The following is a 16,153-nucleotide window of genomic DNA, read 5'->3' on the forward strand; positions in this document are numbered from 1 at the left end:
ATATGGAGGCACGCGACTATCGCTGGCCCCCCTGGCCTGGGGGGGGTAGATATGTGTGCCTTCCTTAGCAGTCGCATTTGCGAGGACGGTGCTCAAAGCGCAATTCAGGTTTATGATGGCCCACGGCCGAACCAAACCTCACACGGAGTGCGCAATGCAGACCCTCTACCCGCAGATCAAACCCTACGCCCGGCACGATCTGGCCGTGGAAGCGCCGCATGTGCTGTATGTCGATGAAAGCGGCTCGCCGGAAGGTCTGCCTGTGGTCTTCATCCACGGTGGCCCGGGCGCGGGCTGTGACGCCCAGAGCCGTTGCTACTTCGACCCCAACCTGTACCGCATCATTACTTTCGACCAGCGCGGCTGTGGCCGCTCCACGCCGCACGCGAGCCTGGAGAACAACACCACCTGGCACCTGGTCGAAGACCTTGAGCGCATCCGCAAGCACCTTGGCATCGACAAATGGGTGCTGTTCGGCGGTTCCTGGGGCTCGACCCTGGCCCTGGCCTACGCCCAGACCCACCCCGAACGCGTGCACGGCCTGATCCTGCGCGGCATCTTCCTGTGCCGCCCGCAGGAAATCGAGTGGTTCTACCAGGAAGGTGCCAGCCGCATGTTCCCGGACTACTGGCAGGACTACATCGCGCCGATTCCGGCGGAAGAGCGTGGTGACCTGGTCAAGGCCTTCCACAAGCGCCTGACCGGCAACGACCAGATCGCCCAGATGCACGCGGCCAAGGCCTGGTCCACCTGGGAAGGCCGTACCGCCACGCTGCGCCCGAATCCGCTGGTGGTCGACCGCTTCTCCGAGCCACAGCGCGCGCTGTCGATCGCCCGCATCGAATGCCACTACTTCATGAACAATGCGTTCCTGGAGCCCGACCAGCTGATTCGCGACATGCCGAAGATCGCGCACCTGCCGGCGGTGATCGTGCATGGCCGCTACGACGTGATCTGCCCGCTGGACAACGCCTGGGCGCTGCACCAGGCCTGGCCGAACAGCGAGCTGAAGGTCATCCGCGACGCTGGGCATGCCGCCTCCGAACCAGGCATCACCGATGCCCTGGTGCGTGCAGCCGATCAGATGGCCCGCCGTCTGCTCGACCTGCCGCTGGAAGAAGCATGAGGGGTTTGCTGCAACGCGTGCGTGGCGCACGCGTGGAGGTCGGCGGGGAAATCGTCGGTGCCATTGACCAAGGGTTGCTGGTGCTGGTAGCCGTCGAGCCTGAAGATACCCGTGAGCATGCCGATAAACTGTTGCACAAGCTGCTGAACTATCGGGTGTTCAGCGACGATCAGGGCAAGATGAACCTGTCGCTCAAGGACGTCGGTGGCGGCCTGCTGCTGGTCTCCCAGTTCACCCTGGCGGCTGATACCCGCAGCGGCATGCGCCCGAGCTTCTCCACCGCCGCGCCACCAGCGCTCGGGGCCGAATTGTTCGACTATCTTTTGAGCAAGGCTCGCAGCCAGCATGCCGATGTGGCGAGCGGGCGCTTCGGCGCGGACATGCAGGTGCAACTGGTCAATGATGGCCCTGTGACATTCTTGTTACAAATATGAGGTCGAAAAACCCTTTGTTTATAGGAAAACAAGGGGTTTTGTACGATAAATAGTTAGTCCACACTGATGCGTTGTAACGCATCCTGCTGGATAATCGCGCGCTGCGTGAGCCTGCGTTCGCAGGTTCGTTTCACTCTGACTCGAGCATTGTCTGGACCTGTTTGGGGAATCATTACGCCCTCATGGGGTCCGAACAGTGCTCGCCAACCCGGCATTTTTCGCTGGCCGTTGGTTTCATGATCTGTTTTCGGCGAGGGTTGCTCGTGATTGTTAGTCCCCAAAAAGCATCAAGAATCCCCGGCACCGGGCTGCGCAAGGCCCTGATGGCCAGTGTGGCACTGGTCGGCCTGATGAGCGCGGGCCAGCTGTGGGCATTCAATCTTGACGATGTTGCAGCCAAGGCAAAGGATCTGGCCGGCCAGAAGTACGAAGCACCGAAAAGTAACCTGCCGGCGGCCTTCCGCGACATGAAGTTCGCGGACTACCAGAAGATCCACTTCCTGCAGGAAAAGGCCGAGTGGGCCAATGACAAGACCCCGTTCAAGCTGTCCTTCTACCATCAGGGCATGCACTTCGACACCCCGGTGAAGATCAACGAGATCACCGCCACCAAGGTCGAGGAAATCAAGTACGACCCAAGCCGCTTCGAGTTCGGTGACGTGCCGCACGACCCGGAAACCGTCAAGAACCTCGGTTACGCCGGTTTCCGCGTGCTCTACCCGATCAACAAGGCCGACAAGCAGGATGAGATCATGACCCTGCTGGGGGCCAGCTACTTCCGCGTGGTCGGCAAGGGCCATGTGTATGGCCTGTCGGCCCGTGGCCTGGCCATCGACACCGCGCTGCCATCGGGCGAAGAATTCCCGCGCTTCACCGAGTTCTGGGTCGAGAAGCCCAAGCCGGCCGACAAGCACCTGGTGATCTACGCCCTGTTGGACTCGCCACGCTCCACCGGCGCCTACAAGCTGATCCTGCGCCCGGGCAGCGACACCGTGGTCGACGTGCAGTCGCGGGTGTTTCTGCGTGACCAGGTCAGCCGCCTGGGTATCGCCCCGCTGACCAGCATGTTCCTGTTCGGCCCTAACCAGCCGTCCAAGGTGCTGAACTACCGCCCGGCCCTGCACGACTCCGAAGGCCTGTCGATCCATGCCGGCAACGGCGAGTGGATCTGGCGCCCACTGAACAACCCGAAACACCTGGCCGTGAGCAACTTCAGCGTCGAGAATCCGCGTGGTTTCGGCCTGATGCAGCGTCAGCGCGCCTTCAGCGACTTCGAAGACCTCGACGACAACTACCAGAAGCGCCCGAGCGCCTGGATCGAGCCGAAGGGCGACTGGGGCAAAGGCACCGTCGACCTGGTCGAGATCCCGACTGCCGACGAGACCAACGACAACATCGTTGCCTTCTGGAGCCCGGAAAAGCTCCCTGAGCCAGGCAAGCCGTTCGAGTACGCCTACCGCCTGCACTGGACCATCGACGAGCAGCAGTTCCAGGCCCCTGAACTGGGCTGGGTCAAGCAGACCCTGCGCTCCACCGGTGACGTCAAGCAGTCCAACCTGATCCGCCAGCCAGACGGCAGCGTCGCCTTCCTGGTCGACTTCGCCGGCCCGGCACTTGCCGCCCTGCCGGAAGACACCCCGGTGCGCAGCCAGATCAGCGTTGGCGACAATGCCGAGGTGGTCGAGAACAATCTGCGCTATAACCCGGAGACCAAGGGCTGGCGCCTGACCCTGCGCTTGAAGGTCAAGGAAGCCAACAAGTCCACTGAAATGCGCGCTGCTCTGGTGCGTGACGTGCCGGTCGAGCAGGCCAAGCCTGCTGCTGAAACCAAGCAGGACAAGGCAGCGGCCAAACACGCCAAGCACGAGAAGACCGCCAAGGCGGAACCAGCCAAGGCCGAACAACCTGCCGCCGATGCGGCGCCCACCAACGGGACCCCGGCCACCACTGAAAAAGTGCTGACCGAGACCTGGAGCTATCAGTTGCCTGCCGATGAGTAACTCAAGCGCAAGGCCGGAATCGCTTGGCGAATACCTGGCCCACCTCCCACTGAGCGATGAGCAGCGTGCGGAACTCGCCAGCTGCACTTCGTTCAGTGAGCTGCACCAACGCCTGGCGGCCAACCCGGCCGCCAACACCACCGAGGCCGTGCAGGCCTCGGTCGGCCCGCGCCTGACCGTGGGCAGCGCCGCCGAGCTGGAAGACGCCGAGATGCTAGGTGTCGACGGCAGCGGCCGCCTGTGCCTGAAGATCGCGCCGCCGATCAAGCGCACCAAGGTCGTGCCCGAGCCATGGCGCACCAACGTCCTGATCCGCCTGTGGCGGCGCATGACCGGCCGACCCAACGCCCCGCAGCCACCCAAGCGTGAGCTGCCAGCGGCGCGCTGGCGCACGGTCGGCTCGATCCGCCGCTATATCCTGCTGGCCCTGATGATTGGTCAGACCATCGTCGCCGGCTGGTATATGAAGGGTATCCTGCCGTACCAGGGCTGGTCGTTCGTCGACCTCGACGAAATCGTCAACCAGCCGCTGTGGGACACCGTGGTGCAGGTCTGGCCGTATGCCTTGCAGACGTCCATCCTGGTGCTGTTCGGTATCCTCTTCTGCTGGGTTTCGGCAGGCTTCTGGACCGCGCTGATGGGCTTCCTCGAGCTGCTCACCGGGCGTGACAAGTACAAGATTTCGGGTAGCAGTGCCGGTAACGAGCCGATTGCCCCTGAGGCGCGTACCGCGCTGGTGATGCCGATCTGCAACGAAGACGTGCCGCGCGTATTCGCAGGCCTGCGGGCGACCTTCGAGTCGGTGGCGGCCAGCGGCAACCTCGATCGTTTCGACTTCTTCGTGCTCAGCGACACCAACGACACCGACATCGCGGTGGCCGAGCAACAGGCCTGGCTGGACGTGTGCCGCGAGACCAAAGGCTTCGGCCGCATCTTCTACCGCCGCCGCCGTCGCCGCGTGAAGCGCAAAAGCGGCAACCTCGACGACTTCTGCCGTCGCTGGGGTGGCGAGTACAAGTACATGGTCGTGCTCGACGCCGACAGCGTCATGAGCGGCGAATGCCTTAGCAGCCTGGTGCGCCTGATGGAGGCCAACCCGGACGCCGGCATCATCCAGACCGGGCCGAAAGCCTCGGGCATGGACACCCTGTATGCGCGCATGCAGCAGTTCGCCACCCGCGTGTACGGCCCGCTGTTCACCGCTGGCCTGCACTTCTGGCAGCTGGGCGAGTCGCACTACTGGGGCCACAACGCGATCATCCGCATGAAGCCGTTCATCGAGCACTGCGCCCTGGCGCCGTTGCCGGGCAAGGGTGCGTTCGCCGGGGCCATTCTCTCCCACGACTTCGTCGAAGCCGCGCTGATGCGCCGTGCCGGCTGGGGCGTGTGGATTGCCTATGACCTGCCGGGCAGCTACGAAGAACTGCCGCCGAACCTGCTCGACGAGCTCAAGCGCGACCGCCGCTGGTGTCACGGCAACCTGATGAACTTCCGCCTGTTCCTGGTCAAGGGCATGCATCCGGTGCACCGTGCGGTGTTCCTCACCGGCGTGATGTCCTATCTGTCGGCGCCGCTGTGGTTCCTGTTCCTGGTGCTGTCGACGGCATTGCTGGCGACCAACACCCTGATGGAGCCGCAGTACTTCATCGAGCCGTACCAGCTTTACCCGCTGTGGCCGCAGTGGCACCCCGAGAAAGCCGTGGCGCTGTTCTCCACCACCATCGTGTTGCTGTTCCTGCCCAAGCTGCTCAGCGTCATCCTGATCTGGGCCAAGGGCGCCGTCGAGTTCGGCGGGCGCATCAAGGTCACCCTGTCGATGCTGATGGAGATGCTGTTCTCCATGCTGCTGGCGCCGGTACGGATGATCTTCCACACCCGTTTCGTACTGGCCGCGTTCCTCGGCTGGGCTGCGACCTGGAACTCGCCGCAGCGTGACGACGACTCCACCCCATGGAGCGAAGCGCTGCGCCGCCATGGTCCACAGACCCTGCTGGGCTTCGCCTGGGCCGGGCTGGTGGCCTGGTTGAACCCGAGCTTCCTGTGGTGGCTGGCGCCAATCGTGGGCTCGCTGGTGCTGTCGATCCCGGTATCGGTCATTTCCAGCCGCACGCGATTGGGCCTGGCGGCCAAGGACGAGAAGCTGTTCCTCATCCCCGAGGAATACGCGACGCCGCAGGAGCTGCTGGCCACCGACCAGTACACCCACGAGAACCGCTGGCATGCCCTGCATGACGGCTTCGTGCGGGCAGTGGTCGACCCGCGGCAGAATGCCCTGGCCTGCGCCATGGCCACTGCCCGACACGGCCAAGCCGCGCCGATCGAGGCGCTGCGTGCCGAGCGCGTGGCCAAGGCAATGGAGGTTGGGCCGAAAGGGCTGGACCTCAGTACCCGCCTGGCCTTGCTCAGCGACCCGGTCGCCTTGAGCCGCCTGCACGAGCAGGTCTGGGCCGAGCACAATGCGGCGTGGATCGATGTGTGGCGTGCCTCCATCAAGAACGACCCGCATTCGCCGCTGCTGCCACTGCATCCGGAGAATGAAGGCCAACCGGCACTCGTCGGCGCCTGATTAGGCCTATTCGCGGGTGAACCCGCTCCCACAGGGGCTGTGCAGTCCCTTGTGGGAGCGGGTTCACCCGCGAAGCTTTTCAAGGCCCTGGCCGATTTTGGCCAACAAAGTCCCCCCCGGCTCTAGGTCCGAGCGCCTCCATGCGTTAGCATCCCTCTCCGATAATCCGCATCGGCCGGTACGGCCGTGCCAAGACAATAAGATTCGCTTCTTTACTTGCTAGGGGACTTGGTGATGATCAAGAAATACCTTTCGCGACTGCTGGTCGGTGTTACCGCCCTGGTCGCCGTAACTGCGGCCCAGGCCGGCGCCATCGATGAAGCGGTCAAGCGCGGCACCCTGCGGGTGGGCATGGACCCAACCTACATGCCATTCCAGATGACCAACAAGCGCGGCGAGATCATCGGCTTCGAAGTCGATATCCTCAAAGCCATGGCCAAATCCATGGGCGTCAAGTTCGAGGCTGTTTCCACCGCGTATGACGGCATCATCCCGGCTCTGCTGACCGACAAGTTCGACATGATCGGCAGCGGCATGACCCTGACCCAGGAACGCAACCTGCGCCTGAACTTCAGCGAACCCTTCATCGTGGTTGGCCAGACCCTGCTGATCCGCAAGGAGCTGGCCGGCGAGATCAAGTCTTACAAAGACCTGAACAACGAGAAGTACCGCCTGACCTCCAAGCTCGGCACCACCGGCGAGATGGTGTCCAAGAAGTTGATCAGCAAAGCCAAGTACCACGGCTACGACAACGAGCAGGAAGCGGTGATGGACGTGGTCAACGGCAAGGCTGACGCCTTCGTCTACGACGCACCGTACAACGTGGTGGCGGTCGAGAAGGCCGGTGCTGGCAAGCTGCTGTTCCTCGAGGAGCCCTTCACCTACGAGCCGCTGGCCTTCGGCCTGAAGAAAGGCGACTACGACAGCATCAACTTCATCAACAACTTCCTGCACCAGATCAAGCATGACGGGACCTACGATCGTATTCACGACAAGTGGTTCAAGAACAAGGATTGGCTGAAGGAAATGGAATAAGGCCCAGGCCACAAGCCCGGCTTTATGACCCCGACGCGCAGGCAAACCCTGCGCGTTCGCATTTACGGAAGTACCCCACGTGATCAAACACAAGAAAGCCCAGTGGCCTTGGCACGGGTTGACCGCCCTGGTCCTGGTGGGCCTGGCGTTCAGCCTGTACATGGCCACCTCGATGATTTCCTACGAGTGGCGCTGGAACCGCGTACCGCAGTACTTCGCCTACAAGGCCGAGGACGTACAGCGTGCCGCCAGTAACGGTAGCGTGCAGGAGATCGTCGTTTCCGGTGACACCGCGCGTGTCACGCTCAAGGATGAAAACGGCGAAGAGCAAGTGCTCGATGTGGCCAAGGATAGCCTGCAACTGAGCCGCGGTGACGACGTCGCCGAGGGCGACCAGATCGGCGTGACCCGTCACTGGGCGGCTGGCCCGTTGGCATGGGGCCTGTGGACCACGTTGTGGATCTCGGTGGTGTCCGGGGCGCTGGGCCTGGTGATCGGCCTGTTCGCCGGCCTGTGCCGGTTGTCGAACAACCCGACCCTGCGCGACCTGTCGACCGTCTACGTCGAACTGGTGCGCGGCACGCCGCTGCTGGTGCAGATCTTCATCTTCTACTTCTTCATCGGCACCGTGCTCAACCTGTCCCGGGAGTTCGCCGGGGTGGCCGCGCTGGCGCTGTTCACCGGTGCCTATGTCGCGGAAATCGTCCGCGCCGGCGTGCAGTCCATTGCCAAGGGCCAGAACGAGGCTGCACGCTCGCTGGGCCTGAACGCGGGCCAGTCGATGCGCCACGTGATCCTGCCGCAGGCGTTCAAGCGCGTGCTGCCACCGCTGGCGGGGCAGTTCATCAGCCTGGTCAAGGACACATCGCTGGTGTCGGTGATCGCCATCACCGAGCTGACCAAGAGCGGCCGTGAGGCCATCACCACGTCGTTCTCGACCTTCGAGATCTGGTTCTGCGTGGCAGGCCTGTACCTGCTGATCAACCTGCCGCTGTCGCACATCGCCAGCCGGCTCGAGCGGAGGCTTGCGCAAAGTGATTGAAGTTCGTGACCTGCTGAAAGTCTTCGACACCCGTGGCCATGTGGTGCGGGCTGTGGATAACGTCACCACTCAAGTCGCCAAGGGCGAAGTGGTGGTGGTGCTCGGCCCGTCGGGTTCGGGCAAGTCGACCTTCCTGCGCTGCCTCAATGGCCTGGAGCATTTCGACGAAGGCCATGTGGCCATCGACGGCCTGCAACTGGCCGACCCGAAAACCGACATCAACGCCTACCGCCGCGAAGTCGGCATGGTGTTCCAGCACTTCAACCTGTTCCCGCACATGACCGTGCTGGAAAACCTGTGCCTGGCGCAGAAGGTGGTGCGCAGGCGCAACAAGGCCGAGCGTGAAGCCAAGGCCCGTGCGTTGCTGGAAAAGGTCGGTATCTCGCAGAAGGCCAACGAGTACCCGTCGCGCCTTTCGGGTGGTCAGCAGCAGCGGGTGGCGATCGCCCGCGCCCTGGCGATGGACCCGAAAGTGATGCTGTTCGACGAGCCGACCTCGGCGCTCGACCCGGAAATGGTCGGTGAGGTGCTGGACGTGATGAAGACCCTGGCCCAGGAAGGCATGACCATGGTCTGCGTCACCCACGAAATGGGCTTTGCCCGGGAAGTGGCCGACCGCGTGCTGTTCTTCGACCATGGCAAGCTGCTGGAAGACTCGGCGCCGGCTGCGTTCTTTGCTGCGCCGAAAGACCCAAGGGCACAGGCGTTTCTGCGCCAGGTGCTGTAACCGCACTTGTGGGAGCGGCCTTGCGTCGCGAAAGGGGTGCGAAGCACCCCCAAGGATTTAAGCTTCGCCGCACAGATTGCCGGGGCCGCGCTGCGGCCCTTTCGCGACGCAAGGCCGCTCCCACAAGTCCTGCGAGGTCCTCAAGGCGGATGCCTGACCTGTGTGAGCGGGCTTGTCCCACGAATCAGGTGGCTCGATATCAAAGGCTGAACCGCCCCACCATCCCCCGCAACTGCCGCCCGAGCTGCTCCAGTTCCCCACTCGAAGCCGCCGTCTGTTCACTGGCCGCACCGGTCTGGTCCGACACATCCCTCACACTGATCACGCTCCGGTTTATCTGCTCGGCCACCACGCTTTGCTCTTCGCTGGCCGTGGCGATCTGCTGGTTCATCCCTTGAATGCTCGACACCGTGTCAGTGATCTGCCCCAAGGCCTGTCCGGCCCTGCGGCTCAGCTCCACGCTCTGCTCGGTCAGGCGCTTGCTGTCGTCGAGCAGGTGGGTGACCTCGTCCGTACCGCTGTGCAGGCTGTCGATCAATTGCTCGATTTCTTCGGTGGACTGCTGGGTGCGCTGTGCCAGCCCACGCACCTCATCGGCAACCACGGCAAAGCCACGGCCCGCTTCACCTGCCCGGGCGGCTTCGATCGCCGCGTTCAGGGCCAACAGGTTGGTCTGCTCCGATACCGACTTGATCACATCGAGAATGCTGCCAATCCGCTGGCTTTCGCCGGCCAGATGCTGCATGGCGGCCAGGCAATCGTCCATCTGCCCCGCCAACTGCTCGATACGACCAATGGCTTCACCTACTACCTGATCACCCAGTTGCGCCTGCTGGTCAGCATTGGTGGCTGCCTGTGACGCTTGCTCGGCGTTTTGCGCCACTTCCTGCACCGTGGCGCTCATCTGGTTCATGGCGGTAGCAACCTGGTCGGTTTCTTCGCGCTGCTGGTTGATACGCAGCTTGGTGTCCTCGCTGCTGGCGGCCAGCTGCGAAGCAGCCTGGGACAGCTGGCCGACGCCCTGATCGATACCACCGATCAGCTCGCGCAGGCTGACGGTCATCTCGCGCATGCTGGTCTGCAACTGCCCCATCTCGTCGCGGCGCTGCACGGGTTCGAGCTGGCTCAGGTCGCCTTTGGCGATGCGCGCGGCCAGTGCCAGTGTCTGGCGCAGGGGTTGAGTGATCTGCTGGGTAATCAGCCAGCCGGCGACGACACCGACGATCAGGGCCAGCAGGGCCACGCTGGTGAGCAAGGAACGTGCGGCCACGGCTTCGTTGTCGCGTTGCTCCACCTTCCGTTCACCCAGCTCGACGCTGACAGCCCTGAGCTCGATGCCCATCTGCTCCATTTCGCTCTGCAGCTGCTCGACCTGCAGCGCGGTGCGGCGGTATTGATCGAGGCTGGTCCGGTACTTGGCCAGTTCGATGCCGGGCTGCTCGGTGAGGGCACGAGGCAGGCCCAGCGGCACGAGGGCTCTGAGCAACTGCTCAAGGCTAACGTCGGCGGCTTCCAGCGCGGCATCGCCAACCTTGGCGAAGTCTTCCAGCGGAGAGAACGTATAAGCCGGCACCAGGCTCTGCTGGTTGGCGCCGTCAACATGCCGGCTGAGGGTGTCCATCAAACCCAGAACGGCGCCTTGCTGGTTGTCGCCTGGCATCTTCAGCAGGGCCTGTGTCTGCAGATCATCGACGACGGTATTCAGTTTGGCTTCCTGCGCCTGCATGGCCGTGCGCAGCTGCGTGCGACTGCTTACCGTGTTCTGCAGGGCGGTGAAAGCATCACGCATTCGCTGCAGCAGTTGCAGCTTCTGCGTCAGCATCTGCCGCGACTCATCGACGCTGCTGCGTTGCTGAAGTGTCGTCAGCATGCTTTCCAGTTGCCCGAGGATCTTTACGATCTGCGCCCTGCTGGCTTCATCGGCCAGCACGCGATAGGTGATGCGCTCGGCGCGCAGGTCCTTGACCAGATCATTGATCCGGCCGATTTCGCTGAGTTGTTCCGAGCGGGTGATGGCGCCGTCCAGGGCGCGCCAGCCGCTGACTGTGGTGGCCAGGGTGAGCGCGAGGACTATGGCGAAGCCCAGGGCGAGCTTGGCGCCGACACTGATGTTGCCGAGCCTTTGATTGAGGTAGCCGAACATGGCAGGTCTCCGTCCAGTTGATAGGGATGGGGTGCCGGCGTAGTGCTGGCATCCCATCCCTGCCCATCGGCGGAGGGTTTGTAGGACTTGACCTGAAAGTTCTGTAGGAAAATTCAGCGCAAGTCGTGAAGCATCAGAGCCTGAACCGTCCAACCAACCCCTGCAGGTGAGTGCCCAGGCGGGCCAGTTCAACGCTGGAACTGGCGGTCTCCTCACTTGCCGCCGACGTCTGGTCGGAGATATCACGCACATTCATCACGCTGCGGTTAATCTCCTCGGCGGTGGCACTCTGCTGCTCGGCGGCGGTGGCGATCTGCTGGTTCATGGCCTGGATCGACGACACCGTGTGAGTGATGGTCTCCAGCGAACTGCCGGCGCGGCGGGTCAGTTCGACGCTGCTGTCGGTCAGCTGACGGCTGGCGTCCATCACACTGGCCACGCGCTGGGTGCCGCTTTGCAGGCCGGCAATCAGTTCTTCGATTTCCTCGGTTGATTGCTGGGTGCGCTGGGCCAGGCTGCGCACCTCGTCAGCGACCACGGCAAAGCCGCGCCCGGCCTCACCCGCACGCGCCGCTTCGATGGCGGCATTGAGTGCCAGCAGGTTGGTCTGTTGGGCCACCGACTTGATCACGTCGAGCACGCTGCCGATCTTGTCGCTTTCGGCCTTGAGCTGGTTCATCGCTTCGCTGGAGTTGACCACTTCACTGGCCAGGCGCTCGATCTGCGCGACCGCTTCGCTGACCACCCGATCACCCTCGCGCGCCTGCTGGTCGGCCATGGCCGCCGCTTCCGAGGCCTGTTCGGCATTGCGCGCCACCTCGTGCACGGTGGCGGCCATTTCGTTCATTGCGGTCGCCACCTGGTCGGTCTCGACCTTTTGGTTGTTGACCCCGGAGCTGGTCTGCTCGGTGACTGCCGACAGTTCTTCGGCAGCGCTGGCGATCTGCGTCACGCCATCGCCGATGCCGCCGATCAGCTCGCGCAGGCCTTGGGTCATGCGTTGCATGCTGGCTTGGAGCTGGCCAAGTTCGTCGCGGCGGGTCGAGTGCAGGTCCTGGCGCAGGTCACCACTGGCCACGCGTTCGGCGGCGGCGAGGGTCTGGCGCAGCGGGATGATGATCTGCCGGGTGATGGCCCAGGCCGCGAGCAGGCCCAGTACCAAGGCCAGGGCCGTGGCGCTGCCGAGCATGACTTTGGCCTGAGCAGTGCCGGCATCGCGCACTGCGGTTTGCGAAAGGGTCATCGCCTCACTGGTCTGCAACAGCACCGTGCCTTGGTCAGCCATGCGCTGCAAGGCCCGCTCGCTGGCGCTTTGGGCATTGGCGAACTGGGCCACCGCATCGCGGTAGCCTGCAAGCGCGGTCGCCGAATCGTCGAGGCCGGCGGCATACTCAGCTGGCAACTTGGCTGGCAGGGCCTTGAGTTCGGCCAGTGCTTGGTCGACGGCATTCAGCGCAGTTTGCTGGTAGTCGGCGATGCCGCTGTAGGTATAGCCACGCACCTGGTAGCGTGCTTGCTGCACCAGTGCGCTTACTTCCACGGCATGCTGGTACTGGCTGATGTCGCCGCCTTGCAGCAGGCGCTGCTGCACCCGGTTGATCAGCTCGACGGCCTTGTCGGCGCTGCTACCCAGCACATCGCGCGCAGCCTCACGGCGCTGACCGGCCTGTTTGATGTCGTTGAAGGCCTGCTGATACTGGCTGACTGCGGCCTGCTGCTGTTGCAGGCGCTGGCGGTCGGTGGGCTGCTCGATCTGCCCGAGCATGAGGCCGATCTGGCGCTCGAGATTGCCCAGGGCTTTTTCCAGCTCGCCGATGGCCGCATCGTTGCGGTCGCGCTGGTAGTGCTGGCGGGCGATGCGCAGCTCCTGGGTGTACTGGTGGATCACCGAGATGTTGCCCAGCTTGTCTCCGCGCTCGGTGACGCTGTTCAGGCCCTGCCAACCGGTAAAGGTGATGGCCAGAGTCAGCAACAGCACCAGGCCGAAGCCCAGCCCCAACTTGCGATTGACGCTTACATTCCCGAGCGATTGGGAAAACCATTGGTACATGTTTGACTCCCCGGCAACGTGGCAGCAAAGAATTTTTTTTGTGTTGCCAACACCATCGGCTTGCGCCGGGGAAACTTGATAGCGAAAAGCTGACCCGTCTGTCAGAAAATCCTTGAGAGCAGGGCAGTTACAGCGGTTTCCACGCGCAAGATGCGATCACCTAGCTGAACAGGTGCCAGGCCAGCTTTGCCGAACAGGTCGACTTCATAAGGGATCCAGCCACCTTCGGGACCGATGGCCAGGGTTACCGGGCCTTCAACCGCACGTGGGCAGGCCGGGTAGGGGCCGGGGTGGCCGACCAGGCCAAGAGTGCCCTCGGCGATGGCAGGCAGGCGGTCCTCGACGAACGGTTTGAAGCGTTTTTCGATGATCACCTCGGGCAGCACCGTGTCACGGGCTTGCTCCAGGCCGAGAATCAGGTTCTCGCGGATGCTTTCAGGCTGGAGAAAAGGCGTTTGCCAGAAGCTTTTTTCGACCTTGTAGCTGTTGACCAGGATCAGCCGCGGTACACCGAGGGTCGCCACGGTCTGGAACAGCCGGCGCAGCATCTTCGGGCGCGGCACGGCCAGCACCAGGGTCAGCGGCAGCTTGGCCGGTGGCTGCTGGTCGACGGCCACCTCCAGCTCGGCTTCGTGCTGTTCGAGGCGCAGCACCGTGGCCTGGCCCATCAGGCCGTTGATACGGCCCACGCGCAGGGTGTCGCCCACGACGACGCGGTGGATGTCCTGCATATGGGTGAAGCGGCGATCAGCGAGAACGACGCGGTCTGCCGAAACGAAGTCGGCCTCTTCAAGGAGTAACAGGTTCACGGCTGGGTCGCTGGTGGCTGGTCGTTATGGTCGTTGGTGGCTTCATCGTCAGCATGGCTGCGCTTGCGGATCAGGCTGCCACACAGCACGCCGATTTCGAACAGCAGCCACATGGGCACGGCGAGCAGCGTTTGCGAGAAGATGTCCGGCGGGGTGAGGATCATGCCGACCACGAAGCAGCCGATGATCACGTACGGGCGAACCTTCTTCAGGTACTTCACGTCGACCACGCCGATCCACACCAGCAACACCACGGCCACCGGGATCTCGAAGGCAACGCCGAAGGCGAAGAACAGCGTCATGACGAAATCGAGGTAGGCAGCGATGTCGGTCATCATCGCCACGCCTTCCGGAGTGGCTTTGGCGAAGAAGCTGAACATCAGCGGGAACACCAGGAAGTAGGCGAAGGCCATGCCGGCGTAGAACAGCAGGATGCTCGACACCAGCAGCGGAATGGCGATGCGCTTTTCATGGCGGTACAGGCCTGGCGCGATGAAGCCCCAGATCTGCTGAAGGATGAACGGAATCGCCAGAAACAGCGAAACGATCATGGTCAGCTTGAATGGCGTCAGGAACGGCGAGGCCACGTCGGTGGCGATCATCGTTGCGTTGGCCGGCAAGTGTTCGCGCAGCGGCGCCGAGACCAGGGTGTAGATCTGCTGGGCGAAGGAAAACAGCCCGGCAAAGATCAGGAAGATGACCGCCACGCAGCGCAGCAGGCGGGTGCGCAGTTCGGTCAGGTGCGAAACCAGCGGCATTGGCTGGTCGTGGTCCGGATTTTCGCTCATGAGGCTCGCGGCGGTTGAGGCGGTTCAGAAGGTGCGGCCGGGGCGGCAGGTGGCTCGGCCGGCCTGGCTTCGAGCCCGGCAGGTGGCTGCACGTTGGCCGTGGTCACCGGCGGCTGCGCGGGTGGCGTCAGAGGGTTGAGGATGCGCTTGGCTTCCTCTTCCATCTGCAGGATGTGCTCGTTATGCAGTTGGCGGCGGATGTCGTCGGCGCCGATTTCGCGCTCGACCTCCATCTTGATCGCATTGAAGCTGCGTTTCAGCCGCCCGATCCACAGCCCCGCGGTACGCGCGGCGCCAGGCAGGCGCTCGGGGCCGAGCACCAGCAGGGCGACAAGGCCGACGAGCAGCAGCTCGCTGAAGCTGATGCCGAACATGGGTCAGTCTTTCCGCTGCGGCTCTTGGACCGGCTGGGCCTGGCCCTCGATGGTATGGCCTTGCTGCGGCTGGGCAGTGTTCTGCACTGGCGGCACAGGCTGGACGGGCGGCGGGGTCTGCTCGGCCGGCTTGTTCTCTTCTTCGTTCATGGCCTTGCGGAAGCCCTTGATCGACTCGCCCAGGTCGCTGCCGAAGTTTTTCAGCTTCTTGGTGCCGAACACCAGGACCACGACGACCAGCAGGACAATCCAGTGTTTCCAGTCAAAAATACCCATGGTGCTCTCCTAAATTCGGTTTGCTCAGGCCGATGGCTGACGCGCGGCCTTTTCATCGTGCCCGGAAAGCCCGAAACGGCGCTCCAGTTCATCAAGCACGGCTTGTGGATGCTGGCCCAGCGCGCTGAGCATGACCAAGCTATGGAACCACAAGTCTGCGGTTTCATAGATGACATCACTGTAATCCTTGCTCACGGCGGCGTCTTTGGCCGCGATGATGGTCTCGACGGACTCTTCGCCGAGCTTTTCGAGGATCTTGTTCAGGCCCTTGTGGTACAGGCTGGCCACGTAGGAGCTGTCGGGAGCCGCTTGTTTGCGCTCTTCGAGCACTTCGGCCAGGCGGTTGAGGGTGTCGCTCATGTCAGTGTCCTGCGCTGTAGATGGCATCCGGGTCTTTCAGGACCGGGTCGACGGTTTTCCACTGGCCGTTCTCGAAGACGCGATAGAAGCAGCTTTCGCGGCCGGTGTGGCAGGCGATATGGCCCAGTTGCTCGACCATCAGGATGATCACGTCGGCATCGCAGTCCAGGCGCATTTCATGCAGCTTCTGCACATGGCCGGACTCTTCGCCCTTGCGCCACAGCTTGCCGCGGGAACGCGACCAGTAGATGGCGCGTTGCTCGGCGGCGGTCAGCGCCAGCGATTCGCGGTTCATCCAGGCCATCATCAGCACGCGTCCGGTCTTGTGGTCCTGAGCGATCGCCGGTACCAGGCCATCGCTGTTCCACTTGATCTCGTCCAGCCAGTCTTTCATCGTCGACTCCAAAGCGGGCCCGCTCCTGT

At 63.2% G+C, this 16,153-nt stretch carries 14 protein-coding genes and 3 pseudogenes; 7 read left to right on the top strand and 10 right to left on the bottom strand.

The window, feature by feature from the left end; translation table 11 throughout:
- The first annotated feature begins 154 nt into the window (after positions 1-154).
- The 7 genes from pip to ACLEJU_RS06520 all read left to right on the top strand — a co-directional run bounded on the left by pip (position 155) and on the right by ACLEJU_RS06520 (position 8,930).
- On the top strand, positions 155-1,126 hold the full coding sequence (pip, locus tag ACLEJU_RS06490) for a prolyl aminopeptidase (protein ID WP_435423468.1): 972 nt from the start codon (positions 155-157) through the stop codon (positions 1,124-1,126).
- Positions 1,123-1,560, top strand: coding sequence for a D-aminoacyl-tRNA deacylase (gene dtd / locus ACLEJU_RS06495; protein ID WP_435423467.1), 438 nt, complete (start codon positions 1,123-1,125; stop codon positions 1,558-1,560). The genes pip and dtd overlap by 4 nt, the downstream gene beginning before the upstream one ends.
- 263 nt (positions 1,561-1,823) lie before the next feature.
- Positions 1,824-3,560, top strand: a complete 1,737-nt coding sequence (locus tag ACLEJU_RS06500) for a glucan biosynthesis protein (RefSeq protein WP_435423466.1) — start codon at positions 1,824-1,826, stop codon at positions 3,558-3,560.
- Complete coding sequence (gene mdoH / locus ACLEJU_RS06505; RefSeq protein WP_435423465.1) at positions 3,553-6,126, top strand: glucans biosynthesis glucosyltransferase MdoH; 2,574 nt, start codon at positions 3,553-3,555, stop codon at positions 6,124-6,126. Before ACLEJU_RS06500 ends, mdoH begins: the two co-directional genes overlap by 8 nt.
- A gap of 237 nt (positions 6,127-6,363) precedes the next feature.
- On the top strand, positions 6,364-7,161 hold the full coding sequence (locus ACLEJU_RS06510) for a transporter substrate-binding domain-containing protein (RefSeq protein ID WP_435423475.1): 798 nt from the start codon (positions 6,364-6,366) through the stop codon (positions 7,159-7,161).
- A gap of 79 nt (positions 7,162-7,240) precedes the next feature.
- A complete protein-coding gene (locus tag ACLEJU_RS06515; RefSeq protein ID WP_435423464.1) occupies positions 7,241-8,203 on the top strand; it encodes an amino acid ABC transporter permease in 963 nt (320 codons plus the stop codon).
- Complete coding sequence (locus tag ACLEJU_RS06520; RefSeq protein WP_435423474.1) at positions 8,196-8,930, top strand: amino acid ABC transporter ATP-binding protein; 735 nt, start codon at positions 8,196-8,198, stop codon at positions 8,928-8,930. The genes ACLEJU_RS06515 and ACLEJU_RS06520 overlap by 8 nt, the downstream gene beginning before the upstream one ends.
- 333 nt (positions 8,931-9,263) lie before the next feature.
- Here ACLEJU_RS06520 and ACLEJU_RS06525 read toward each other — a convergent pair.
- From ACLEJU_RS06525 to hisI, 10 genes and pseudogenes are all read right to left on the bottom strand, one after another.
- Positions 9,264-10,023 (bottom strand): annotated as a pseudogene (locus ACLEJU_RS06525) (methyl-accepting chemotaxis protein); the annotation flags it as partial.
- A 9-nt stretch (positions 10,024-10,032) separates the two neighbouring features.
- Positions 10,033-11,325, bottom strand: a pseudogene (locus ACLEJU_RS06530) (methyl-accepting chemotaxis protein); the annotation flags it as partial.
- Complete coding sequence (locus ACLEJU_RS06535; RefSeq protein ID WP_440776677.1) at positions 11,207-12,079, bottom strand: methyl-accepting chemotaxis protein; 873 nt, start codon at positions 12,077-12,079, stop codon at positions 11,207-11,209. The gene ACLEJU_RS06535 and the pseudogene ACLEJU_RS06530, both read right to left, overlap by 119 nt.
- Positions 12,062-13,123, bottom strand: a pseudogene (locus ACLEJU_RS06540) (methyl-accepting chemotaxis protein); the annotation flags it as partial. The gene ACLEJU_RS06535 and the pseudogene ACLEJU_RS06540, both read right to left, overlap by 18 nt.
- 101 nt (positions 13,124-13,224) lie before the next feature.
- Positions 13,225-13,932: a 16S rRNA (uracil(1498)-N(3))-methyltransferase gene (locus ACLEJU_RS06545; protein WP_435423463.1), complete on the bottom strand. Its 708-nt coding sequence runs from the start codon at positions 13,930-13,932 to the stop codon at positions 13,225-13,227.
- Positions 13,929-14,720: a twin-arginine translocase subunit TatC gene (gene tatC / locus ACLEJU_RS06550; RefSeq protein WP_110633178.1), complete on the bottom strand. Its 792-nt coding sequence runs from the start codon at positions 14,718-14,720 to the stop codon at positions 13,929-13,931. Before tatC ends, ACLEJU_RS06545 begins: the two co-directional genes overlap by 4 nt.
- Complete coding sequence (gene tatB / locus ACLEJU_RS06555) at positions 14,717-15,094, bottom strand: Sec-independent protein translocase protein TatB (protein ID WP_435423462.1); 378 nt, start codon at positions 15,092-15,094, stop codon at positions 14,717-14,719. The genes tatC and tatB overlap by 4 nt, the downstream gene beginning before the upstream one ends.
- A gap of 3 nt (positions 15,095-15,097) precedes the next feature.
- On the bottom strand, positions 15,098-15,370 hold the full coding sequence (locus ACLEJU_RS06560; RefSeq protein ID WP_435423461.1) for a twin-arginine translocase TatA/TatE family subunit: 273 nt from the start codon (positions 15,368-15,370) through the stop codon (positions 15,098-15,100).
- Positions 15,371-15,394: 24 nt separating this feature from the next.
- Entirely contained in the window at positions 15,395-15,730 is a 336-nt protein-coding gene (locus ACLEJU_RS06565; protein WP_013974545.1) for a phosphoribosyl-ATP diphosphatase, read from the bottom strand.
- A 1-nt stretch (position 15,731) separates the two neighbouring features.
- Positions 15,732-16,124, bottom strand: a complete 393-nt coding sequence (gene hisI / locus ACLEJU_RS06570) for a phosphoribosyl-AMP cyclohydrolase (RefSeq protein WP_435423460.1) — start codon at positions 16,122-16,124, stop codon at positions 15,732-15,734.
- Between the last annotated feature and the right edge of the window lie 29 nt (positions 16,125-16,153).

The sequence above is a fragment of the Pseudomonas sp. SMN11 genome, from assembly GCF_052041945.1.
Lineage (GTDB): Bacteria > Pseudomonadota > Gammaproteobacteria > Pseudomonadales > Pseudomonadaceae > Aquipseudomonas.

Bases quoted from the DNA above. Each gene is read 5' to 3' on its own strand.
- tatB (WP_435423462.1), bottom strand. From the start codon at position 15,094: ATGTTCGGCATCAGCTTCAGCGAGCTGCTGCTCGTCGGCCTTGTCGCC.
- mdoH (WP_435423465.1), top strand. From the start codon at position 3,553: ATGAGTAACTCAAGCGCAAGGCCGGAATCGCTTGGCGAATACCTGGCC.
- dtd (WP_435423467.1), top strand. From the start codon at position 1,123: ATGAGGGGTTTGCTGCAACGCGTGCGTGGCGCACGCGTGGAGGTCGGC.
- tatC (WP_110633178.1), bottom strand. From the start codon at position 14,720: ATGAGCGAAAATCCGGACCACGACCAGCCAATGCCGCTGGTTTCGCAC.
- hisI (WP_435423460.1), bottom strand. From the start codon at position 16,124: ATGAAAGACTGGCTGGACGAGATCAAGTGGAACAGCGATGGCCTGGTA.
- ACLEJU_RS06565 (WP_013974545.1), bottom strand. From the start codon at position 15,730: ATGAGCGACACCCTCAACCGCCTGGCCGAAGTGCTCGAAGAGCGCAAA.
- pip (WP_435423468.1), top strand. From the start codon at position 155: ATGCAGACCCTCTACCCGCAGATCAAACCCTACGCCCGGCACGATCTG.
- ACLEJU_RS06560 (WP_435423461.1), bottom strand. From the start codon at position 15,370: ATGGGTATTTTTGACTGGAAACACTGGATTGTCCTGCTGGTCGTCGTG.
- ACLEJU_RS06535 (WP_440776677.1), bottom strand. From the start codon at position 12,079: ATGCAACGCATGACCCAAGGCCTGCGCGAGCTGATCGGCGGCATCGGC.